Annotated in this window: 19 protein-coding genes; 11 read left to right on the top strand and 8 right to left on the bottom strand. The window is 59.5% G+C overall.

Annotated elements, in window-relative coordinates; genetic code table 11:
- Nucleotides 1-50 precede the first annotated feature (50 nt).
- Nucleotides 51-665, top strand: a complete 615-nt coding sequence (locus IG616_RS02355; RefSeq protein ID WP_192145999.1) for a LysE family transporter — start codon at nt 51-53, stop codon at nt 663-665.
- Nucleotides 666-684: 19 nt separating this feature from the next.
- Here IG616_RS02355 and IG616_RS02360 read toward each other — a convergent pair whose 3' ends face one another.
- A complete protein-coding gene (locus IG616_RS02360; protein WP_192146001.1) occupies nt 685-1,557 on the bottom strand; it encodes a bifunctional helix-turn-helix transcriptional regulator/GNAT family N-acetyltransferase in 873 nt (290 codons plus the stop codon).
- Between the two features lie 276 nt (nt 1,558-1,833).
- Between IG616_RS02360 and IG616_RS02365 the strand changes: the two genes are divergently transcribed.
- The 5 genes from IG616_RS02365 to IG616_RS02385 all read left to right on the top strand — a co-directional run bounded on the left by IG616_RS02365 (nt 1,834) and on the right by IG616_RS02385 (nt 7,843).
- Entirely contained in the window at nt 1,834-2,082 is a 249-nt protein-coding gene (locus IG616_RS02365) for a DUF2798 domain-containing protein (RefSeq protein WP_192146003.1), read from the top strand.
- A gap of 292 nt (nt 2,083-2,374) precedes the next feature.
- A complete protein-coding gene (locus IG616_RS02370) occupies nt 2,375-4,732 on the top strand; it encodes a glucose/quinate/shikimate family membrane-bound PQQ-dependent dehydrogenase (RefSeq protein ID WP_192146005.1) in 2,358 nt (785 codons plus the stop codon).
- A 171-nt stretch (nt 4,733-4,903) separates the two neighbouring features.
- Nucleotides 4,904-6,118, top strand: a complete 1,215-nt coding sequence (locus tag IG616_RS02375; protein ID WP_192146007.1) for an NADP-dependent isocitrate dehydrogenase — start codon at nt 4,904-4,906, stop codon at nt 6,116-6,118.
- Nucleotides 6,119-6,389: 271 nt separating this feature from the next.
- Nucleotides 6,390-7,175 (top strand): sulfotransferase domain-containing protein, encoded by a 786-nt coding sequence (locus IG616_RS02380; protein WP_192146009.1) that lies wholly within the window; start codon nt 6,390-6,392, stop codon nt 7,173-7,175.
- A 179-nt stretch (nt 7,176-7,354) separates the two neighbouring features.
- Nucleotides 7,355-7,843: a hypothetical protein gene (locus IG616_RS02385; protein ID WP_209007230.1), complete on the top strand. Its 489-nt coding sequence runs from the start codon at nt 7,355-7,357 to the stop codon at nt 7,841-7,843.
- Between the two features lie 30 nt (nt 7,844-7,873).
- Here the strand turns inward: IG616_RS02385 and IG616_RS02390 are convergent, their stop codons facing one another.
- The 7 genes from IG616_RS02390 to recA all read right to left on the bottom strand — a co-directional run bounded on the left by IG616_RS02390 (nt 7,874) and on the right by recA (nt 17,373).
- Nucleotides 7,874-9,136 carry a cyclic nucleotide-gated ion channel gene (locus tag IG616_RS02390; protein WP_192146011.1) on the bottom strand — a complete coding sequence of 421 codons (1,263 nt, stop codon included), beginning with the start codon at nt 9,134-9,136 and terminating at the stop codon, nt 7,874-7,876.
- A 176-nt stretch (nt 9,137-9,312) separates the two neighbouring features.
- Nucleotides 9,313-11,973: an alanine--tRNA ligase gene (gene alaS / locus IG616_RS02395; RefSeq protein WP_192146013.1), complete on the bottom strand. Its 2,661-nt coding sequence runs from the start codon at nt 11,971-11,973 to the stop codon at nt 9,313-9,315.
- A gap of 200 nt (nt 11,974-12,173) precedes the next feature.
- Nucleotides 12,174-12,479, bottom strand: a complete 306-nt coding sequence (gene cyoD / locus IG616_RS02400; RefSeq protein ID WP_192146015.1) for a cytochrome o ubiquinol oxidase subunit IV — start codon at nt 12,477-12,479, stop codon at nt 12,174-12,176.
- Nucleotides 12,480-12,489: 10 nt separating this feature from the next.
- Nucleotides 12,490-13,095, bottom strand: coding sequence for a cytochrome o ubiquinol oxidase subunit III (gene cyoC, locus IG616_RS02405; RefSeq protein ID WP_192146017.1), 606 nt, complete (start codon nt 13,093-13,095; stop codon nt 12,490-12,492).
- Nucleotides 13,092-15,134: a cbb3-type cytochrome c oxidase subunit I gene (locus IG616_RS02410; protein ID WP_192146019.1), complete on the bottom strand. Its 2,043-nt coding sequence runs from the start codon at nt 15,132-15,134 to the stop codon at nt 13,092-13,094. Before IG616_RS02410 ends, cyoC begins: the two co-directional genes overlap by 4 nt.
- On the bottom strand, nt 15,134-16,093 hold the full coding sequence (cyoA, locus tag IG616_RS02415; RefSeq protein WP_343072330.1) for a ubiquinol oxidase subunit II: 960 nt from the start codon (nt 16,091-16,093) through the stop codon (nt 15,134-15,136). The genes IG616_RS02410 and cyoA overlap by 1 nt, the downstream gene beginning before the upstream one ends.
- A 203-nt stretch (nt 16,094-16,296) precedes the next feature.
- The gene (recA, locus tag IG616_RS02420; protein WP_192146021.1) at nt 16,297-17,373 is read right to left on the bottom strand and encodes a recombinase RecA; all 1,077 of its coding nucleotides are present in this window, start codon (nt 17,371-17,373) and stop codon (nt 16,297-16,299) included.
- A gap of 328 nt (nt 17,374-17,701) precedes the next feature.
- Between recA and IG616_RS02425 the strand changes: the two genes are divergently transcribed.
- The 5 genes from IG616_RS02425 (at nt 17,702) to IG616_RS02445 (ending at nt 23,685) form a co-directional block, all read left to right on the top strand.
- Nucleotides 17,702-18,664: a PfkB family carbohydrate kinase gene (locus IG616_RS02425; protein WP_192146023.1), complete on the top strand. Its 963-nt coding sequence runs from the start codon at nt 17,702-17,704 to the stop codon at nt 18,662-18,664.
- A gap of 142 nt (nt 18,665-18,806) precedes the next feature.
- Nucleotides 18,807-19,721: a pseudouridine-5'-phosphate glycosidase gene (locus IG616_RS02430; RefSeq protein WP_192146025.1), complete on the top strand. Its 915-nt coding sequence runs from the start codon at nt 18,807-18,809 to the stop codon at nt 19,719-19,721.
- 282 nt (nt 19,722-20,003) lie between these two features.
- On the top strand, nt 20,004-21,200 hold the full coding sequence (locus tag IG616_RS02435) for a cell surface protein (protein WP_192146027.1): 1,197 nt from the start codon (nt 20,004-20,006) through the stop codon (nt 21,198-21,200).
- A gap of 69 nt (nt 21,201-21,269) precedes the next feature.
- Nucleotides 21,270-22,199, top strand: coding sequence for a DUF6384 family protein (locus IG616_RS02440; RefSeq protein WP_192146029.1), 930 nt, complete (start codon nt 21,270-21,272; stop codon nt 22,197-22,199).
- 37 nt (nt 22,200-22,236) lie between these two features.
- Entirely contained in the window at nt 22,237-23,685 is a 1,449-nt protein-coding gene (locus IG616_RS02445; RefSeq protein ID WP_192146031.1) for a hypothetical protein, read from the top strand.
- Nucleotides 23,686-23,689 lie beyond the last annotated feature (4 nt).

Raw genomic sequence — 23,689 nt, forward strand, 5'->3', positions numbered from 1 at the left:
CCATTCTGCTTTCTGCTATTGAATATAGAGCAGATATCAGGAGAGAGCCAGTGAACTATCATCTTTGGTTGGCCTTCGCCGCAGCAAGCGCTGCCCTATTGGCCTTGCCCGGCCCCACCGTCACCGTGGTCGTTGGTCATGCCGTTTCCGGCGGCAGGCGCAGCGCGTTGGCCACAGTCCCCGGTGTGGTTCTGGGAGACTTTGCGGCGATGACGATCTCACTCCTCGGCGCGGGGAGCGTTCTCGCCGCCTCCGCCACTCTGTTCACAGCTCTCAAACTGGCAGGCGCGGCCTATCTGGTTTGGCTGGGCCTGGGGCTAATTAGAAGGAAGACGATAAGCATAGCGCCAGACGCATGCCATCCCGCCCGCAGCAATCGTGCAATCTTCTGGAACTGCTTTCTAGTGACGGCCTTCAACCCGAAAGACATTGTCTTTTTCGTCGCCTTTCTCCCGCAGTTTCTTGACCCGTCACGTCCCATGGCAACCCAAATGGTCGTATTGGAAGCAACATTTCTGACCATGGTCGGGATAAATATCCTGCTCTGGAGCCTCGCGGCCGGGCAGCTCAAGATTTTCCTGTCCCGTCCGAGCCATGGCACGCTCTTGAACCGGATCAGCGGCTCGATCTTGATTGGAGCCGGCATTCTGACTGCCCGCGCCTAAACAATGTCCATCAAAGGAACTACAGTATCTTCTCGAAAAAGAAGTCTGGATAGGGATCGTCGTTGAAGCGGTCGATCTCGGTCCAGCCTTCCTTGCGGTAGAAGTTCACCGCCTCCGGCAGTGCCTTGTTGGTGTCAAGGCGCAGCACCTTGATGCCAATCTCCCGCGCAGCCTCTTCCGTCTTCGCCATCAGCTTGCGGGCGAGACCCAGCCCTCTGGCAGCCGGAGACACCCACAGGCGCTTGATTTCCGCATAACCCTTGTCCGTGCCCTTCAGACCGACGCAGCCAACCGGCAAGCCGTCTGACATGGTGACAAAAAACACGCCTTTGGGCCGCATCATGCTTTCAGCATCCGGATCCGCCGACAAGGACACTTGAAAGCCCCCTTCGAAGCGGCGGTCGAGTTCCGCATAATATTCTTCAAGACAATAGCGGGCAGTCTGCGAGCGCGGATCCACCTCCTCGAAAGACCAGCGATTCCGGTCAAGGGCAGAGGCAATGAGGTCCATCGCCTCGAGTAAGGCTTGCGGATGGGCATGGGTGCCAAGCAGCTTTTCCGCGCGCTCATTAGACAGCTGCTCATAGACCGAGAACTCGGCCTCTCCGGCCGGGGTGAGCACTGCCCGGCGCTTGCGCGCGTCCTCCGGGTCAGCGGTCAGCTCGATCAGTTTCTCCTCCTCCAGCGAGCGCAGGAGCCGGCTCATCAGACCGGAATCGAGAGCAAGATAGGCGCGGATCGCGGCGACATCCGTGCGGCCCTGACCAATGGCATTGAGAACACGGGCCGCGCCAAGCGGGCGTCCGCGTCCAAGAAAAGACGTATCCAGAGCCCCGACCTCTGAGGTCACGGCGCGGCTGAAGCGGCGGAAACGGGAGATATCGTTCAACATGATTTACCTGACTTTAGTCAGATAAAATGATTTGTCAATCAAACCCTGTAACTGGCTCAAATCCGGTCCGCAAGGAGCTGGAATCCTTCTGAGCTCTTGACGTCAAACATGCTGCAATGCAATATAGACGTGCCGAAAAATGTAAGACCGGTTGGTTATCCCGGTCACCGCTCTTGCGGGATTTAGTCGATTTTTTTCGAACCCACGGCGTTCCGAACAATCCGGGGCGCTGTCGTTTTTCAAGGCGCAGCTCCCCTTACAGATAAAGAATGCGCAATGCAGGACAGCAAAAAACTCGTCTTTCTCGCCCAGATTTTCATCTCCGCCTTCATGGCCATTCTCATGACCGGCATAATGGGATTTATGCATGCCGCCTTCAGCGAGAACTGGCTTGTTGAATGGGGAATGAGCTTTCTGACCGCCTGGCCGGTCGCCTTCGTGCTGTCGATGATCGTCGGACCACTCAGCTTTCGGATCGCAATGTTTATCCTGAGGCACATGCCGCAGGCCACTCCAGAGAGCTAACCAGGAAAAGGTCAGGAGCTGGCCTGAAACTGGAACGGCCTCAGAGGCAGGACCGTGTATTTGCTGCGAACCATAAGAAGTGCCTTTGCCCGTCCATCAAAGGGCCAAGGCGCGCAGGTTCCATATTTCGCCACATTTGACGGAACTTTCGGCGCGCCAAGCCGTTTCACCTAGACAGGGGCCGGACATCTTCCTCGTTGCTGCAGGCATTTCCTTTCCAAATCCCCGCAGTGTTCCGGCTCAAACGGAGACAACCGGCAGACGCCGGTCCTGACTGTTCCGGGATTTTAAAATGGCACGATTTCTTACCTTCGGACTTCTCCTTCTCTCAGGACTTGTCCTCACAGCCGGAGGCGGCTATCTGGCACTTCTTGGCGGCTCTTTTTATTATGTCCTCAGCGGCCTTGCGTTCCTGGCCACGGCCTATCTGGTCTATCATCGCCGGTCTTCCGCACTCTGGCTCTATGCTGGCATCGTGGCGTTGACATTGGCTTGGGCAATCTGGGAAGTCGGCCTCGACTGGTGGGCTCTTGCCCCACGTGGCGGCGTCATCATGCTGATCGGCCTCTGGATGCTGACGCCTTGGGTGCGCAACAGCCTCAACAACGCGGCCTCGTCCGATTTGACAGCTCTCCCGCCAACCCGACCTGCCGCACCGGCCATCGGTCTATCAGCCGTCGTCCTTGCAGCCTTCGCCGTGGCGGGTATCTCTCTCCTGAATGACGCTCACGATCTGGAGGGCGAGCTGCCCCAGCAAGCTGCAGTAACCAGCCCAGCACTGGGAAACACGATGCCAGAGGGGGATTGGCACCAGTATGGCCGCAGCAATTATGGCCAGCGCTATTCTCCCCTTGCGCAAATCACCCCGGAAAATGTCGACAAGCTGGAAGTTGCCTGGACCTATGAGACCGGCGACAAGAAGCTGCCAGGGGATACGAAGGAAACCACCTATCAGGTCACCCCGCTTAAGATCGGTAACACGCTCTATCTGTGCACGCCGCACAACTGGGCGCTGGCTGTGGATGCAGTCTCTGGCGAGCAGAAGTGGAAATACGATCCGGGCATCGGTCCCAACACTAGCCGTCAGCACCAGACCTGCCGGGGGGTGACCTATTGGTCCGATCCGCAGATGGCTGACGGTGAGCGCTGCAAGGAGCGGATCTATCTGCCCACCTCCGATGCGCGTCTGATCGCCCTGAACCGGGAAGACGGAACCGTCTGCGAGAGCTTTGCCGACAAGGGTTCGCTCGATCTCAGCCAGCACATGAAATACAATCCAGATGGCTATTACTACTCGACCTCCCCGCCCCTTGCCGTCGATGGCAAGCTGATTGTGGGCGGCGCCGTGAATGACAATTTCTCGCTCTATGAACAATCGGGTGTCATCCGCGCCTTTGACGCCCGCACCGGCGCACTGGTCTGGAACTGGGATTCCGGCAATCCGGAGCGGACCGCTCCACTGACCGGGGACGAGACCTACACCACCAACTCACCCAACAGCTGGTCCGTTGCAAGTGCCGACGCGGAGCTCGGGCTTGTCTATATCCCCATGGGCAACCAGGTCCCCGATCAGCTGGGCATGAACCGCAGCGAAGCGGTAGAAAAATACTCATCTTCGCTCACCGCTCTCGACATCAACACTGGCCAGGTGCGCTGGGTGCGGCAGTTCGTGCATCACGACCTTTGGGACATGGATGTTCCGGCTCAACCAGTTCTCATCGACCTGAAGCAGAAGGACGGCTCCACCGTTCCCGCTGTGGTACAGCCCACCAAGCAGGGGGACATCTATGTGCTGAACCGGGCGACGGGCGAGCCGGTCATTCCGGTAGAAGAAGTTAAAGTCGGCAGCATAAAGACCATCGAAGGCGACTATGCCTCCCCGACCCAGCCGCAGTCTGCCCTGTCCTTCAATCCGCCAGCACTGACGGGCAAGGATATGTGGGGGGTGACCATGTTCGACCAGCTGGCCTGCCGGTTGAAATTCCACTCTCTGAACTATGCAGGCCGCTATACTCCGCCGTCCCTTGAGGGCAGCATCATCTATCCGGGCAATTTCGGCACTTTCAACTGGGGTTCCGTCGCGGTTGATCCGGAACGGCAGGTTCTGTTCGCCATGCCCGTCTATCTGGCCTTCACCTCCCAGCTTGTTCCCAAGTCCGAAATCCCCCCGAAGGGTGCGGATGAGAAGGCAAGTGAGCAGGGCCTGAACCGGAATGAGGGCGCGGACTATGGTGTCTACATGGGCCCGCTCTACAGCCCGTTGTCCCTGCCCTGCCAGCAGCCGCCCTGGGGCTATGTGGCAGGTGTGGATCTGACCACGGGCAAGGTAGCCTACAAGCACAAGAACGGCACCGTGCAGGATCTCGCACCGGTTCCCGTTCCCATCAAGATGGGTGTGCCGGGCATCGGCGGTCCGATGATCACAAAGGGCGGCGTCGTCTTCATGGGGGCAGCGGTCGACAATTACCTGCGGGCCTATGACCTGACCAGCGGCAAGGAGCTCTGGAAGGGCCGTCTGCCCGCAGGCGGACAGGCAACGCCCATGACCTATGAGGTGAACGGCACCCAGTATGTGCTGATCGTCGCAGGCGGCCATGGCTCCATCGGCACCACGCCGGGCGACTATGTGATCGCTTACAAACTGCCCTGATCAAGCTCAGAAAAACCAGACCTTCCTGTCCCGCCGGCGGCTTTGCATGAAAGCCGCCGGCGGATTTTTTTAGAGGGCAGATCTGGATAAACAGCCCTCTTGCCTTCGCACATGCAAAATCGTATACAAACGCACACAATACTTCCCGCACCCAGAACGAGGCCCACTCTCATGGCAAAGATCAAGGTAGCGAACCCGGTCGTCGAACTCGATGGCGACGAGATGACCCGCATCATTTGGCAGTTCATCAAGGACAAGCTGATCCATCCCTATCTGGACATTGACCTCGAATATTACGACCTGTCGATCCAGAAGCGCGACGAAACCAACGACCAGATCACCGTCGACGCAGCAAACGCGATCAAGAAACACGGCGTTGGTGTCAAATGCGCGACGATCACGCCTGATGAGGCCCGGGTCGAGGAATTCGGCCTGAAGAAGATGTGGCGTTCGCCCAACGGCACGATCCGTAACATCCTCGGCGGCGTGATCTTCCGCGAGCCGATCATCATGGGCAACGTCCCGCGTCTGGTGCCGGGCTGGACCCAGCCGATCATCGTCGGTCGCCACGCCTTTGGCGATCAGTACCGCGCCACGGATTTCCGCTTCCCCGGCAAGGGCAAGCTGACGATCAAGTTCACCGGCGAAGACGGTGAGACCATTGAGCATGAGGTTTTTGATGCTCCGTCGGCCGGTGTCGCCATGGCGATGTACAATCTGGACGACTCGATCCGCGACTTCGCCCGTGCCTCGTTCAACTATGCGCTCCAGCGCGGCGTGCCCTGCTATCTCTCCACGAAGAACACGATCCTCAAGGCCTATGACGGCCGTTTCAAGGACATCTTCCAGGAGATCTTCGACGCGGAGTTCAAAGCCGCCTTTGATGAAAACAAGATCTGGTACGAGCACCGCCTGATCGACGATATGGTGGCAAGCGCCCTCAAGTGGTCCGGCGGCTACGTCTGGGCCTGCAAGAACTACGATGGCGATGTCCAGTCCGACATCGTGGCCCAGGGCTTCGGCTCCCTTGGCCTCATGACCTCTGTTCTGATGACACCGGATGGGCAGACCGTGGAAGCGGAAGCGGCCCATGGCACCGTGACCCGGCATTACCGGATGCATCAGAAGGGCGAGCAGACCTCAACCAATCCGATTGCCTCCATCTTCGCCTGGACCCGCGGCCTTGCGCACCGGGCAAAGCTGGACGGAAACGCGGAACTCGCCCGCTTTGCCGCAACCCTTGAAAAAGTCTGCATCGACACCGTCGAAAGCGGCCATATGACCAAGGATCTGGCACTTCTCGTCGGCCCGGATCAGGCCTGGCTCACCACCACTGGCTTCCTCGACAAGATTGACCAGAACCTGGCCAAGGCAATGGCAGCCTGAAACAGGCCCGCATGAGCTTCTTCATGAATCAAGGCGCGAAAGTCATCCAGCTTTCGCGCCTTTCTCTTTTGAAAAGACGAAATCGCCAGAAAGCAAGAATGAGAAACAAAGAAATATAAACCTTAGAAATAAGCAGAAATGACAAGTTCCACGTAAAAACAAAACTCAAAATATGGCAATTTCATTTCCAAGGACCGAAACATTTTCTCCAAGAAATGACCAAATTTCAGACTGATGAAAAGATAAATCAGTCTGTGTGTCGAAGGTCACGATGGTCTCTCTCTATACAAACTTCCGGAACCAGCGCCGTACCCAGCGCCATGGTCGCAAGATCAGCGAACATCTGAAATCCTTCGAAGACAAAGGCTATGACAGCCCCATCATCGTTGCCGGATATCCGAAGTCGGGCAACACGTGGCTGGCCAGGGTGGTGGCAGAAGCGATCGGCTGTCCGGTGCTGGGCTTTGCAGGCCTGCGAGAGCATGACGAAATTGCCATGGAAGGTCTTGAGCGCACGTCGCGCTCCTACGTTCTGAAGTCGCACCACACCCGCGACATGCTGGACCTGGTCTGCCACCCCAATCTCAAGATCCTCACAATCGTTCGCGATCCTCGCGATGTGGCAGTCTCCGGCAAGCACTATCTGTTCAAAGGGCAGAATGACGCCGAAGGGAAGATGGTCGGAATCATGACCCATTGTGCAGGCGGTGCCGGATGGGACCGGCGCAGCTGGTCGGAATATGTCGACCAGTTCCTCGACCCCTGCATGCCCATGGCCCGCTATGAGGACATGCTCGAGGCACCGGGCGAGTCGCTGCAGCAGCTCTTCCGCGAGGCACAGATCCCGGTTGACAGGGCCCGGATAGCCGCAGCTATCGAGAACCAGAGCTTCGAGAAGGCACGCCAGCGCTTTGAGAACGAAAACGATCCGGCCAAGCTGCAGCATATGCGCCAGGGGCGCGCTGGTGCCTATAAGAAGGAACTATCCGACGAAAACCGCCTGCGCCTGACCCGCTCGCTGGCGCCGACCATGGTGGACCTGAACTACCTGTCCTGAGATTGCTGCTTGCGCTTGCTCCGTGTGGCGAGAATTCTATCGCCCAATCGGGTCTGCTTCCGTTACTCTCGTCAAAGCCAGTGTTCTGAAGCCCTCACCGGCTTGCAGGAAACTGTGCCTGAACAACTGGTTTGCGGATCCATTTTCTGGGTCCGCTTGAGAGATTGACTGGAACAAAAGTGGCTTTTTTATCTCTTTCCACCCTCCCGGTCCGCTCAGGACTGGCCGGACTGAAGCGCCTCCAGCGCATTGCACAGGCAGCTCTTGTCGCTTTGTCTTGCGCTTTCCTGCCGCCAGCCCTCGCACAGGCACCCCATGAACCCGCCCGCGGAACAGCGGAGCGGAAACTGATCCTCGACGCTGTTCGCCCCCTGGCAGAGGCGCGTCTGGGCACCCCAGTGGAATTCGTCGTCAGCTGGATGCGTTCTGCGGACAATTGGGCCTTCGTCAGTCTTGCCCCTCAGCGTCCGGGCGGCGCGGCCATTGACCTGAGGCAAACTGTCTTCGCCAGTGAGGCAGAATATATGGACGGCGCGCAGACCTACGCCCTGCTGCGCTATCAGTTTGACCGCTGGAACATCATCGACTTCGCAGTCGGCCCCACCGATGTGTTCTGGCAAGGCGATCCGCTTTACAGGCAAGTGCCTGCGGGTCTTACCCCCTACTGATCGCGGAGGAAAAGCGTCCGGAAGCATGTGTTATTCAGGGGCTTTCTCGCCCTTCTTCTGATCCTCGAAAAGCTCTGGCTGCTCATCGCTCAGGTCCTCACGGCTTTCTGCCTGAGCCAGCTCTTCTTCCACCAGATCGCCCCGCTGTTTCGCCAAGGCCGCCATCCGCTCTTCGACCTCCGCCAGGATGCGGGACGCCAGCTCGGTCTTTGCCGACATCAGCGCATTCAAGGCATCAGCATCCAGCACCAGCAGCTCGCAATCATGGAAAGCCCGGATCGTCGCGGTTCTGGGCCGCTGATGCAAAAGCGCCATTTCGCCGAAGAACTTGCCTTCACCCAGATAGATTTTTTCATGCGGCAGCTCGATTTCGACCTCGCCGTCAGAGATAAAATACATCCGGTTGGCGACGTCCCCCTTGGCCGAGATCACTGTTCCTGCCCGCACGCGCTGGGCTCTCAACAGCTTGGCAATCTCGGCGATTTCCGCTGCCTTGAGGTCTTCGAACAACGGCACCCGCGCCACCATGGACCAGGTCACAACGAAGTCCCGGCTGTGGATCTCGCGGGCAAATGCTGAGGCGACAATGCCGACCGGCAGAGCGATAAGACCGTAACCCAGAAGCATGACAATGCCGCCGATAAATTTGCCCGTAGCAGAAACCGGCACGACATCGCCGTAACCGACTGTGGTCACGGTCGCGACCGCCCACCAGATGGCTGCGGGGATGCTGGCCAGCTTCTCGGGCTGGTCGTCATGCTCAACGAGGTAAAGCAATGTCGCCGCCATAAGCACGACGCCGCAGATGATGACCGTCGACCCCATCAAGGCATGGCGCTCGGAGGCAATGGCAGACAGAAGTGAGCGAAGGGCCGGTGAATAGCGGGCCAGCTTGAGGAAACGCAGCAACCTGAAGATCACCACTACCGTTACGGCAGAGTTGGGCAGCACAAGCACCAGGATCAGTGGCAGTGCCCCAATCAGGTCGACAATCGAATCTGGCTGCAGGGCATATCTCAAACGTGCGCCCAAGGGGCCATAGCGGCGCAGTGGAGGATGCAGGTCGGCGATATAGAGACGCAGCAGATACTCCCCTAGGAAAATGGTGCCAGACATCAGCTGAAACAGCATGAACAAATCCATGGGATGCCGTTCAAACTGGGGAAGCGTTTCCACCACTGCGCTCACGACATTCACCAGGATCAGCAGCAGCAGCGACCGCCTGATCACCTTCGCTCCAACGCGCCGGTTGCCGGTGTCCTCCAGGAGATCATAGAGCGTACGTTTCAGCATTGGCCTTCCTTGACGGCTGGGTGAGGTCTGATCCGATCTATAGTCTGCTTCGCACCGCAAGACGACGACACGGATCAACCGCGGTCACCTGAAAGCTGCGCTTCAAAGCAAAAGCATAAAGAAAAAGGGCGGTGCATGCTCGCCCGCCCTTCCCGTTCATTCTCTGACGCTGTCTGTTACAGACCAGCCAGATAAGCTTCAATCGCTGCAACCGCGTCATCGGCCTTGGAGCCATCCGGACCACCGGCCTGCGCCATGTCCGGCCGGCCGCCACCGCCCCGGCCACCAAGGGCTTCAGAACCGATCTTCACCAGATCGACCGCCGTCACCTTGCTGGTCAGGTCCTTGGCAACAGCCGTCACGATGGCAGCCTTGCCGTCTTCGGCAACGCTGATCAGAACCACAACGCCGGAGCCGAGCTGGACCATGGCTTCATCCGCCATGCCCTTCAGATCCTTGGGGTTGATGCCGTCGACGACGCGGGCCATCAGCTTGAAGGCACCGGCTTCGCGGACGGGAGCTGCCCCGCCTTCACCACCGCCACCCATGGCAAGCTTCTTCTTGGCATCGGCCAGATCGCGCTCCAGCTTCTTGCGGTCTTCGACCAGTTGGGCAACGCGGGCCGGAACATCAGCCGCGCCGACCTTCAGCAGCGCTGCCAATTCTCGCATGCGCTTGTCCTGGGTGTCGAGATAGGTGCGGGCCGCCGTACCGGTCAGGGCCTCCAGACGGCGCACGCCGGCCGCAACCGCGCCTTCGCCGATCAGGGTCACCAGACCGATGTCGCCAGTGCGCTGCACATGGGTGCCGCCGCACAATTCGACAGAATAGGACTTGCCCGCCTTCGGGCCATGGATCGCCTTGCCCATGGTAACGACGCGGACTTCGTCGCCATACTTCTCGCCGAAGAGCGCCATTGCGCCGCTCTCGATCGCCTCGTCCACGGCCATCAGGCGCGTGTCGACGGGGGCGTTTTGCAGGATGATCTCGTTCGCATAGGCCTCGACCACCTTCAGCTCTTCATCACTCATCGGCTTGGGATGAGAGAAGTCGAAGCGCAGGCGTTCGGAGGTGACCAGCGAGCCCTTCTGCGCCACATGGGTGCCGAGCACTTCGCGCAGGGCCTCATGCAGCAGGTGGGTTGCCGAATGGTTCGAGCGGATCGCGCCGCGGCGCTCGTGGTCCACAGTCAGCTGCACCGGAAGATCCACCTTCAGCGTACCCTCGTCCACGGTAACGGCATGGATAAAGAGACCGTCGGCCTTCTTCTGCACATCCGTCACAGTTGCCGAAACGCCATTGCCCTTCAGGACACCGCTGTCGCCAATCTGACCACCGGATTCGCCGTAGAAAGGTGTCTGGTTCAGGATCACGTAGCCAGACTGGCCAGCTGCGATGGACGCAACCTCGGCGCCGTCTGCGACGAGACCGGTGATGACGCCTTCGGCAACTTCCGTGTCATAGCCAAGGAACTCGGTCGCCCCCAGCCGTTCCTTCAGAGCGAACCAGACCGTTTCGGTCGCCGCTTCGCCGGAGCCGCTCCAGGCGGCACGGGCTTCGGCCTTCTGGCGCTGCATGGCCGCATCAAACCCGGCCGTGTCAACGCTGACGCCACGGGCACGCAGGGCGTCCTGGGTCAGGTCAAGCGGGAAGCCATAGGTGTCGTAGAGCTTGAAGGCGGTTTCGCCATCCAGCTCACCACCCTCGCCCAGACCTTCCGTCGCCGTGTCGAGAAGACCGAGGCCCCGTTCCAGCGTCTTGCGGAAACGGGTTTCTTCCAGCTTCAGGGTTTCGGTGATCAGGGCTTCGGCGCGGATCAGCTCAGGATAGGCCTGACCCATCTCACGCAGCAGCGCCGGCACCAGCTTGAACATCAGCGGATCGCGGGCGCCCAGCAGATGCGCATGGCGCATACCGCGGCGCATGATGCGGCGCAGAACATAGCCACGGCCTTCGTTGGAGGGCAGAACACCGTCAGCAATCAGGAAGCTGGTGGAACGCAGGTGATCGGCGATGACCCGGTGACTGGCCTGAGCCGCCCCTTCCGCCTTCACACCCGTAGCGTTTTCGGAGGCCGCAATCAGCGCCTTGAAGAGGTCGATGTCGTAGTTGTCGTGAACGCCCTGGAGAACAGCAGCCACACGCTCCAGACCCATGCCCGTGTCGATCGACGGTCGCGGCAGGTCGAGACGGGCTTCCGGCGTCTGCTCATACTGCATGAAGACGAGGTTCCAGATCTCGATGAACCGGTCACCGTCTTCCTCGGCAGAGCCCGGAGGGCCACCCCAGATCTTGTCGCCGTGATCGAAGAAGATCTCCGAGCAAGGGCCGCAAGGACCCGTGTCCCCCATGGTCCAGAAGTTGTCGGAGGTCGGAATGCGGATGATCTTGTCATCGCCGAGGCCAGCAATCTTCTTCCAGAGGCTAGCTGCGTCTTCATCCTCGGAATAGACAGTCACCAGCAGCTTGTCTTTCGGCAGGCAGTATTCCTTGGTGATCAGGTTCCAGGCGAGTTCGATGGCCCGGTCCTTGAAATAATCGCCGAAGGAGAAGTTCCCGAGCATCTCGAAGAACGTGTGATGACGCGCGGTGTAGCCGACGTTGTCCAGATCGTTGTGCTTGCCGCCGGCGCGGACGACCTTCTGAGCCGTCGCGGCGCGCTGATAGTCGCGCTTTTCCAGACCGGTGAAGACGTTCTTGAACTGGTTCATCCCGGCATTGGTGAACATCAGCGTCGGGTCATTGCGGGGCACCAGCGGGCCGGACTCGACCACCTGATGGTCGTTCTTGGCAAAATAGTCCAGAAACGCACTTCTGATTTCGTTCACGCCACTCATCTAGGTCTCGCTCTCGGTCCTTCGGCAGAGCGGTCAACAGCGGGCGCGCAAGGCGCGCTCGTCCGGCTGTTTCCCGCGCAAGCAATTCAGAGCCTTTTATCTTTCGCTTCCAGCACTGTCCAGAAGCTTGCCCGCAAGTTCCCGTGCGCGAAGCGGGGCGAGCGCGCCCTTACCCGCGTTTCACTCTGGAAGCTGGAACACTACATCATCCGGTGATGGAGGTCGGACATGATCCAAAGGCTGCCACCGACCATCAGAAAGATAAGGATGGCCGCGAAAATCAGGAAGAACATGTTGGCCGTAGGCGTGGATTTGAAGTCGATGTGAAGGAAGTAATAAAGATGTACGATCACCTGAATGACAGCACAGACCGCAATGAGGGCCAGGGCGGCTCCTGATGACAACAGCTGAAGCGCGACAGCGGCAAAGGGAATCGCCGTCAGAAGCACAGCGAGCACAAAGCCAGTGAGATAGCGTTGAAGACCGGGAAGAGAGACTTTTTCCATCAGGCGGTCCTCACAAGACAGCAGGCAGGTAAACGACCGAGAAAATCCCGATCCAGACGATGTCGAGGAAATGCCAGAACATGCCAAGACGGTTGAGGCGTGAGCGGACAGGAGCCGTCCCACCCTTGACGAGGATCTGCCCCATCATGACCAGAATGCCCAGACACCCCACGGCAACATGCAGGCCATGCGTTCCGATCAAGGTGAAAAAGGCCGTCAGAAAGCCGCTTGTCTGCGGTCCCGCCCCCTCCGCAATCATGCCGGAGAACTCGCTCAGCTCCATCACCAGGAACCAGAGCCCGAGAAGGAGCGTGATGCCAAGCCACAGAACCGCTGGTCGGGCTCTGTCCACCTTCAGGAAAAGCGAGGCGACGCCGAAAGTGATGCTGGAGACCAGAAGCAGCGCGGTCTCGCCAGCCACATGCGCGAGGTCGAAGACATCCCGGCCGGAAGGGCCCGCTGCCGTGTTTCCGGACAGCACCGCGTAGGTGGCAAAGAGCAATGCGAAAATAATCGCATCAGTCATCAGGTAGAGCCAGAAACCGAAGTCCCGGCTTTCCAGCGCATGGGTCTCTTCATGGGCAAGAGCGGCGCTGGCGCTCGCAGAATGGCTCATGACCGGCCTCCTTCCAGAACGGGCTCGGCAGCATGTGCAGACGGCTGATAGATGCGCATGTCATGCTGACGCTCAGGTGTGAGACGCTCCAGATGCGCCGCCTCAATGCGGGCTACTTCTTCCGCCGGAATGACGAAATCCGTATCGTCGTCACAGCTGCGGTAGATCACGCAAGCTGCCGCCCCGGCCAGCCCGGCAACCGCCAGCCACCAGATGTGCCAGACAATGGCGAAGGCAATGATGAAACCGAGACCGCCCAGCACAATGCCAAGGACAGAAGGCTTGGGCATCACGATGTCTTCATAGGCCTGAGGCCGCTGATAGGCCTTTGCCTCCATCTTCTGGGAGTGGAAGGCATCGAGATCCGAGACTTCGGGAATGACGGCGAAATTATAGGGCGCGGCCGGTGAGGAGGTCGCCCATTCCAGCGTCCGGCCATTCCAGGGATCGCCAGTTTCATCGCGCAAGGCGTCCCTATTGCGGATGCTGACCAGGATCTGGATCACAAGACAGGCTACGCTGGCAAGGATGAGCGCTGCGCCGAAGGCGGCGACAATCAGGTAAGGCTGCCACTCCGGATTGGCGTAATGCTCCATGCGGCGGCTCATGCCCATGAACCCCAGTACATAGAGCGGCATGAAGGCCAGATAGAAGCCGGAGATCAAAAGCCAGAAACAGCGTACGCCCCACTTCTGATCCAGCTTGAAACCGAAAGCCTTGGGGAACCAGTAATTCATTCCCGCAAGATAGCCGAACAGCGCACCCGGAATGAGCATGTTGTGGAAGTGCGCGACCAGGAACACAGAATTGTGCATCAGATAGTCCGCGGGCGGCATGGCAAGCAGAACGCCAGTGACGCCGCCGATGACGAAGGTGACCATAAACCCGACCGTGAACAGCATCGCGGGCGGAAACTCGATCCGGCCCCGGTACATGGTGAAAAGCCAGTCGAAAATCTTCACGCCTGTCGGCACGGCGATGATCATGGTCGCAATGCCGAACGCCGCATTCACGTTGGCGCTTGAGCCCATGGTGAAGAAGTGATGGAGCCAGACGGTGAAGGACAGCAACGCGATACAGGCGGTCGCATAGACAAGATAGTCATAACCGAAGAGCCGTTTGCGCGAGAAGGTCGCCACCACCTCGGAGAAGACGCCGAAGGCCGGAAGAATGAGGATATAAACCTCCGGATGGCCCCAGATCCAGATCAGGTTGGCATACATCATCATATTGCCACCATCCCCGTTGGTGAAGAAATGGAAGCCGAGCAGCCGGTCAAGCGCCAGCTGGGCAGCAACCACCGTAAGGGCGGGGAAGGCAAAAGCGATCAGGATCGAAGCGCAAAAGGCAGTCCAGGTGAACATCGGCATCCGCATCCAGGTCATGCCCGGGCAGCGGTTGCGGATGATCGTCACGATGAAGTTGATGCCCGACAAGGTGGTTCCGATACCGCTGATCATGAGCGACCAGATCCAGTAGTCGACCCCTTCGTTGGGGGAATATTGCAGTCCCGAATAGGGCGGGTAGCCGGTCCAGCCAGCCCGCGAAAACTGGCCGATCACGAGCGAGACCATCACAAGCGCCCCGCCAGCAGCTGTCAGCCAGAAGCTCAGAGAGTTGAGAAAGGGATAGGCAACATCCCGCGCGCCGATCTGCTGCGGCACGATCAGATTGATGAGGCCTGTCAAAAACGGCATGACCACGAAAAAGATCATAATGGTGCCATGGGTGGAAAACAGCTGCTCGAAATGCATGGGCGGCAGATAGCCGTCGCTGTTGAGGGCAACCGCCTGCTGGGCACGCATCATTACGCCCTCGACCACGCCCCGCAGGAACATGATCAGCGTCAGCACAAGATACATGATGCCGATCCGCTTGTGGTCCACGCTGAGGAACCAGTCGAACCAGAGGGTCTTCCACGCCTTGAGATAGGTGACCAAAAGGAACGAGACGACGGCGCCCCCAACCACCACCATGGCCCCAGCTTCCGCAATCCAGGAATAGAAGGGCAGCGCATCAATTGTCAGGCGTCCAAACATCAGGCAGCTCCCCGGCAGATGATCTCGGCAGCCTTGCTTTCATAGGGGCCGGTGATGGGCGCATATTTGCGCAGGATGAGGTCGAACAAACCCGGCTCGAAAGAAGAATAGTAGCTGACCGGATTGGCAGAACTTTTCTCATGCAGTGCCACATAGGCCCGGGCATCCAGCGCGTTTGCAGAGGCTTTCACCTTGGCCTTCCAGGCTTCGAACTCACTGTCCGTCAGGGCGTGCGCCTGGAAATGCTGATCGGGAAAACCGTCCCCGGAATACATGGTGTTGCGGCCATCAAAGGTGCCTGGCTCGTTGGCCAGGAGGTTCAGCTTCGTCCGCATACCCGCCATGGCATAGATCTGCCCGCCAAGAGCCGGGATCATCAGGGCGTTCATGACCGTGTCGGAGGTGATTTCGATAGACACTGGACGATCGGCAGGAAAGCTCAGTTCGTTGACGGACGCCGTACCCAGTTCCGGATAGAGAAACAGCCATTTCCAGTCGAGCGCCACTGCCTGCACCTGGAACGGTTCGCGCCCGGCGGCCAGCTCCTTATACGGGTCGAGGCGGTGCGTATAGACCCAGACCAGCGTGCCCAGAACGACAATGATCGCCGCCGGCACCAGAAAAATCGCCGCCTCCAGAGCCGGCGCCCGGCTCCATTCGGGGTCATAGTCGGGTCGGTTCGCACCAGACCGGTAGCGCCAGGCAAAGAAGAGGGTCAGCCCAATCGCCGGAATTGCGACAATCATCATGATTGCAAGAGAGACAAGGAGGAGGTTCCGCTCATCAAGCGCGACAGGCCCCTGAGGATCAAGAACCGGAGAGCGGATCAGCGAACAGCCGGACAGAAGCACACCAGCTCCAGCCAGAAGGCTCCAGCGCACGCACCGTTGAAACAGGGATCCTGTCTTGCCTTTCTGGCAATCTGGCTCCCCGCTGTTCAAAGCTGTTTCCCGCGACACGTGCTCTTCCTTCTCCAATTCCGCCAGCTTGACGGCTGCGGCTTGCCTGTCTCGCAAACGCCCGAGCCGGGCGCAGAAACCGGTAGTCTTGACGAGGGTATAGCGGTCCCGCGCTGCGGGACAGCCCCGGACAAGCAAAAACCCCCAGGCAGTGCCCAGGGGTTGATAAAAGAGGTTAATTCAAGTGCCTCTCCGGAAATAGGTCACTCGTCAGACATCCCTTCATCACCAGCACCATCCGGGTCAATGATGGCTTCGGCGATCAGGCCTGCGTTTTGACGAATCGCCAGTTCGATCTCTGCGGCCATCTCGGGATTGTCACGCAAGAACTGCTTGGCATTCTCACGCCCCTGCCCCAGCCGCTGGCTGTTGTAGGAGAACCAGGCACCCGACTTCTCGACCACGTTGCCCTTGACGCCGAGGTCGATCAACTCGCCCATCTTGGACACGCCTTCACCGTAGATGATGTCGAATTCCACCTGACGGAACGGCGGAGCCACCTTGTTCTTGACCACCTTGACGCGGGTCTGGTTGCCAATGACTTCGTCCCGGTCCTTGATCGCGCCGATACGGCGGATGTCCAGACGGACAGAGGCATAGAACTTCAACGCATTGCCGCCGGTGGTGGTTTCGGGAGAGCCGAACATCACGCCGATCTTCATGCGGATCTGGTTGATGAAGATGACCATGCAGTTCGACTTGGAAATCGATGCGGTCAGCTTGCGCAGCGCCTGGCTCATCAGGCGGGCCTGAAGACCCGGAAGATTGTCCCCCATTTCGCCTTCAAGTTCCGCCTTCGGCGTCAGGGCAGCAACGGAGTCAATCACGAGCACATCGATTGCGCCGGAGCGAACAAGCGTATCGGCAATCTCGAGGGCCTGCTCGCCAGCATCGGGCTGGGAAATCAGAAGGTCGTCGATGTTGACGCCCAGCTTGCGGGCATAGATCGGGTCCAGCGCATGCTCAGCATCGATAAAAGCGCAGATCCCGCCGCCCTTTTGAGCTTCGGCGACAGTGTGCAGGGCAAGAGTGGTCTTACCGGAAGATTCCGGACCATAGATCTCGATGATACGGCCACGGGGAAGACCGCCGATACCCAGGGCAATATCAAGCCCGAGGGATCCGGTTGAAATGGACTGAATCTCGACTGCCTGCCCCTGCCCGAGCTTCATGATAGAGCCCTTGCCAAAGGCCCGTTCGATTTGGGAGAGGGCGGCGTCGAGCGCTTTGGTTTTATCCATCTGGCTGCTTTCTACGAGACGAAGTGTGCTTTGCGACATGGCTTCCAGATCCTTATTCCACGATGGACGCACCGTTTCAAACCATGGTTTTGTACTCCTTATGTTCTCATCTGACAAGCCCTCACGAGACATTGGAAATAAACGATAATATTCAATGCGTTCCCCTCATGTTCCGTTTCGCCAGCACAAAATTGACGCAAAGGCAATTCGATTTCAAATCAAACTTATGCCCAGAATCACGCACTGCCCTGTTCCTGGGAAACTTGCTGAGGCAGCCGGCAGCTGATACCCGCTGGAGCATCGGTGCACCGAACGGCAGTTGCCGGATCAGCACCATTCTCTTGAAACCCGTCCGAGCACTGTCCTCATGACATCCACGCCCACGGCAAACACCACGCCGCCCGAAAGAGTTTTTCCCCTGCCCGTGGCCTGTTTCGGTGCCATACACTATGACATCATTGCCCACGCTGACAGGATGATCTTGCGGGACACCTCGACACCTGCCCGGATCGACATGAAACCTGGAGGCGTTGCCACCAACGTGGCACGAAGCCTTGCAAGACTTGGCGTGCCCGTAACCCTCACCGGGATGATCGGCGACGATTCTGCGGGCGCCTCCATTCAGCTGGTCTTGAAGATGGAGGGGGTGGGAACCGATCTTACGGTCCGGGAGGGGTACACGACGGGCCAATATCTGGCCCTGCATGATCCGGACGGCGGTCTTGCCGCGGCCTGTATAAGCGACACGGTTCTGTCATCAGCTCCCTTGGGCCTGTTCGAGGCAGCAGCCCAAAGAACCTCCCGCGATGGCTGGTGGCTGCTGGATGCCAACCTCTCAGGTGATGCTCTGGCCCTGCTAGCGGATGCCGCCCCGTCCTGCCACCTTGCGGCGGAAGCCGTCTCGATCGCCAAGGCCCCGCGCCTGCGTTTTATCCTGCCGAAGCTGACGCTTCTGTTCTTGAACCGGGCGGAAGCTGCGGCCCTGTCGGGTTTGCCCGCGAACACACCGCCCGACCTGCTTTCCAGTGCGCTTTTTGCGCAGGGGGCACGAAACATCATCATCACTGACGGGGCACGCCCGCTGCACCTGCGGACTGAGGATCTGTGCGTGTTTTTCCCCACTCCGCAAGCAAACGTCGTCGATGTGACCGGCGCGGGGGACGCTCTCGTAGCAGGAACGCTTGCGGCGCTTGGACGCGGTTTACCACTGGAAATGGCAGTCAAAGCCGGACAGGAAGCCGCCCGTATTGCCCTTGAAAATCCTGGCGCAGCACCTGCCAATCTCGCATGGAGCGCTGTTGCCAGCACTCTTGGAGCCTCGAAAAGCTGACGTTCCAACGACCGCCTGTCCCAAGCCTTGTCCACGCGCGTCCGGTGTCCGGTGTCCGGTGCTCGACGGGACTGGATGCCGGGACTATAAGGCGCTCAACCCACACAATTCAAACCAGACCCGAACCCTGAGGACTCCCGCCGTGCTTCCTGCTGACTTCATTGTACCGACCGAAGAAATCCGTGAAGCGCTTGCCGCCGGCAAGCCAGTGGTGGCTCTGGAGTCGACCATCATCACCCACGGCATGCCCTATCCGGACAATGTCGAAACCGCCCGCATGGTTGAGCAGGACATCCGCGACAGCGGTGCTATTCCGGCCACCATCGCCGTTCTCGACGGCAAGATCCGGATCGGTCTCAGCGATGAGGACCTGATCCGCCTGGCCAAGGCGGAAGGGGTGATGAAGTGCTCCCGCGCTGACCTTGCGATTGCCGTTGCAAGCGGCCGTCCGGGCTCAACAACCGTTGCGGCCACCATGATGGCGGCCCATGCCGCTGGTATCTCCGTCTTTGCCACCGGCGGCATCGGCGGCGTGCACAAGGGTGCAGAGGAAACCTTCGACATTTCCGCAGATCTGGACGAACTGGGACGGACCCCGGTTCTGGTGGTTTGCGCAGGCGCGAAAGCTCTTCTCGATATCCCGAAGACGATGGAAGTGCTGGAAACCCGTGGTGTTCCGGTCATCGCTTACGGCACGAACGAACTCCCGGCTTTCTGGTCCCGCAGCATCGGCCTCAAAGCACCTTTCCGCATGGACACAGCAGAAGAGATCGCTGCCCTGCTCAAGGCCCGCGCCGCTTTCGGAGATCATGGCAGCGTCCTGATCACCAACCCCGTTCCGGTGGAAAACGAAATTCCGGCAGACGAGATGGCAGGGTACATCGCCGCAGCTCTTGAAGACGCGGATGCCCAAGGGATCAGGGGTAAGGACGTAACGCCCTTTGTGCTCGGCGCGATCCTGAAGCTCACCGGCGGACGGAGCCTGGCCACCAACATCGCACTCGTACGCAACAACGCCAGGCTTGCCGCGCGTATCGCGGCGGCGTCTGCGGCCTGAAGCCAGTCCGGGTAAGCCTCTTTCCTGCCCCGGAGCGCCACCCGTTCCGGGGCAGGAACTTGTGGTGAAGACCGCTGCAGGCTCCAAGCCTTTGACCATGCGGATCATTTTTCTGCCGCATCGCCCGGCAAAAGTGTCGCTCCCGGGTCACAGCAACCGCCCAATCCAGCCCAACCGGATCGCGTAGCGGTATCAGACCGTTGACTCCTCCGCCTCACCCTGCCCTAAGTTATCGCGCTGCGGCATGGCCGGGCAAAGGGTACAGGATGAGGAGGTTCGCCGATGACGGAAGCGACGACGGCGGTTGCGCCGGCCACAGAAGGCGGCATGACGCCCCTGAAATATCTGGATCGCGCCCTGAGCAAATTGCGTGAAATCGGGCTTCCGGTGGAAACCGAAACAGACGCTCCGATCAACGCGCTTCTGGAACAGATTGCATCCCTTTCTCCGGACAAAGTGCTGATTATCACCCGCACCCTTGGCCAGGCGTCGAATTTCAATGAAGTCGTGCGCAGCCAGATCCAGCAGATGGACATCGGCCAGCGCTACGAAGAGATCACCGAGAGCTTCAACACCATCCGCGATGATGCGAAGGCTCTGGTAGATCAGCTGGCCGACGGCAAGATCTCCTTTACGGAAAGCCTCTCCAACAAATGGCGCGACATGCGCCGGGGCACCATTTCCGACCGGTTCGACAAGATCCGCGACGCCTATAAGGAAGTCGCGCGTGCAACGAAGGACCAGATCGAGCGCGAGCAAACCATCCTCGATTCCTACCGCGACTTCCGGGGCGCCCTGAAGCAGGCCGAAGTGCTTGCTCTCGAGATCCTGAAGACCGCGACAGCCAAGCTGGATGAGGCCAAGGCCGCTCTGGAAGCAGCTTCTGCGGAGGTTGCGGCCCATACGGGCGACGACGCGGCTGCCAAGGCCCGCCTGGAGCTGGCCCGTGATGAAAAGCTGCGGGAAATGCAGGATGAGGAAAAGCGCTACCAGGTGGCAAAGGACCTCTCCGACAATCTGACCATCGGCTACAACACGTCCGAAATCATCATGGCCCGTCTGATGCAGACGACCAACGCCAAGGAGCGGGTCTATGCGCAATCGGTCAGCTTCTTCTCTACGAACGAGTCCGTTCTGACGGCTCTGAATGCGTCCTTCACTGGCCTCCAGGGACTACACGAGTCCACCGAGACACTGAATGCCATGAAGGATGGCATGAACAAGAGCCTCGAAACTCTTGCGGAAATCGGCGATGCCGTTCAGGCCGAAGCCCTCAAGGCAGGGTATGGTCCGACAGTCGCTGCTGCTTCCGTCAAGAAGCTCGTGGACTCGGTGGTGAACTTTCAGGTTCAGTCCCGCGAGATCATCAACGAGATGCGCGACATGTCGACGAAGAACTCCGAGGAAATCCGGACCGCTGTCGAAGATGGCAAGCGCCGGCTTGCGAAGCTGGCTGCACAGGGCAACGCGCTGCGCTGATGGCGCCAATGAAAACAGTAAAGAGCCACCGGGCGCCTATGCCCTGTGGCCTTTCAGCGGAGACGCTTTATGGCGGACAAGGCTGACGCGCCGCTTGATGATCTGATGATGGCCATGGACGTGGTGGACACATTGCGCCATGACGAAGCGATGGTCATGAAGGAACTGGCTGCAGATGACCGGGATGCCCGGATGATCGAACGTCTGCGGCAGGTTTATGCGTCTCAGGGCATTGAGGTGTCCGATGAGATCCTGAAGGCTGGTGTGGAAGGCCTGAAGGAAGATCGCTTCGTCTATTCCCCACCAGCCTCCGGCTTTCAGCGCTGGCTCGCGATCGCCTATGTCACACGCAGCAGTTGGTCCAAGTGGGTTGCTGGCGCTCTTGCCGGGCTGGTTTTGGTGATTGCCGCCTGGCAGTTCCTTGTTGTCATGCCCCGTGAGCGGGCTGCCGCAGCGCTGCAGGTCGAACTGACCCAGACCTTACCCAAGTCCATCACCGACCTCTCAGGACGTATTGCTGGGCTGACAGATGACGCGGCCATTCTTTCCGATGCCAAGCGTGTCGCGGACGACGCCCAAGCAGCCATCACTGCCGGGAATGCGGACACTGCCCGCGAGGCGGTTGCCAGACTGAGCACCATGGCTGCCGATTTGGCCCATACCTATGAGGTGAAGATCGTCTCCCGTCCTGGTGTACCGACCGGCGTGACCCGCATCCCGGACAGCAATCCGGGCGCCAACAACTATTACCTTGTGGTTGAAGCCATTGGATCTGATGGCAAGCCGATGCGACGTACCATCACATCGGAGGAAGACGGCAAGCCTCACGATGTCACCATCTGGGCCCAGCGGGTCAGTTCCGCGCTTTTTAACCGGGTGAGACAGGACAAGTCCGAGGACGGCATCGTTCAAGACACGCTTCTGGGCACAAAGGAACGCGGAAAGCTGGCCATATCCTGGAAGTCCGGCGTCCAGAAAGGAGCGATCACCGAATGGTAAGCGCTGACTGGAACCCATGTGTTCGGGAGCCCCGCCCATGCTGAATGGTCGTGAGACCCTCGCAAGTCTGGATCAGGCCATGTCGGATCTCCGGCGTGAGGAGACCGAACTGGACACGCGCATCGAGCGCTCCACCCGTTCGCTGGCTGATCTGCGCAGCCGCCAGAACGATGGCTATAGAGAGCTGGCCCGTTTCAGGCTGGACAACGATGCAGCAAGTGGCCTAACCAGCCGTCTTGATGATGCCGCGCGGGAGGCCAAGCGCCTTATGGATAAGCGCAGCGAAGACTTCCGCACGCTGAGCGAGGAACTGCGCACCAAGGAAACCGCTCTTGCGGATCTGCGGAAGAACCGGGATGCATTGGCCGGCAACCGCGAACAGCTTGCGAGCCGGATGGACAGTCTCATGGAGGAGGTCGACAGCCTGCTGGAGGCGGACGAGAGTTATCTCACCCAGAGCCGGAAGGCAGAAGCAGCCGCTCAGACCGCTGACGCAGCCCGGGCCAAGGCGCAGCGTGCGCTGGCTGACAGGGAAGAAAAAGGCAAGGCCTATCAGGACGACATCCTTTTCATCTATCTCTGGAAACGGGGTTTTGGCACCCCGGAGTACGCCTCGACTGGTCTCATCCGCTCACTGGACCGCTGGGTCGCGAGGCTGATCGGCTTCGAAGGCGCCAGGGCCAATTACGCCATGCTCACCCGCATCCCTGAGAAGCTTGCAGCTCATGCCGACCGCTGCGAGGTACTTGCCGCACAGGAGCAGGATGTGCTGGCTGCGATGAGCCGCAAGAAAATGGCGGAGACTGCCGGAGAAGACCTGGCAGGCAAGATCGAAGACGCGACGGCGGAAATCTCGGCCCTGGACCAGAAGATCGAAGACTTGGAGCCGTCGATCACCACGTTGACCAACGCACTGCACGCCTTTTCCAATGGAGAAGATGACGGCTTCCGCAAGGCGGAGGAACAGCTCTCCGGCTCGTTGCGGGGCGATGACCTGCAGGACCTATGGCGAGATGCGCTGGCCACCCCTTCCCCCGAGGATGAAAAAATCGTTCGTAAGCTGGAAGACCTTGCGGATCAGATCGAGGCGGTGGAGCGGGATATCCGGCAGGACCGGGAATTGCAGCGCGACATTGCCGCCCGCCGGGCCGAGCTTGCGTCCGTCGCTCAGAACTTCCGCCGCAATGGCTATGACAACTGGGATTCAACCTTTTCCGACAACAGCCTGACGACCGTGCTGCTTGGCGAATTGCTGAAAGGCGCGATCACCGGTGCAGAGTATTGGACCCGTGCCCAGCGCAGCCACAAGCGGCGCAAGCCAAAGGGCACCCGGATAGGTTTTCCCGGTGGTTCGGGCCTGCCGCGTGGTATGGGCGGCGGGTTTGGCGGCTCTTCTGGTGGTTCTTCCGGAGGGTTCGGTGGCGGCGGGTTCAAAACCGGTGGCGGATTTGGCGGCGGCGGGTTCAAAACCGGCGACACGTTCTGATTAC

The sequence above is a fragment of the Roseibium litorale genome (assembly GCF_014842915.1).
Taxonomy (GTDB): domain Bacteria; phylum Pseudomonadota; class Alphaproteobacteria; order Rhizobiales; family Stappiaceae; genus Roseibium; species Roseibium litorale.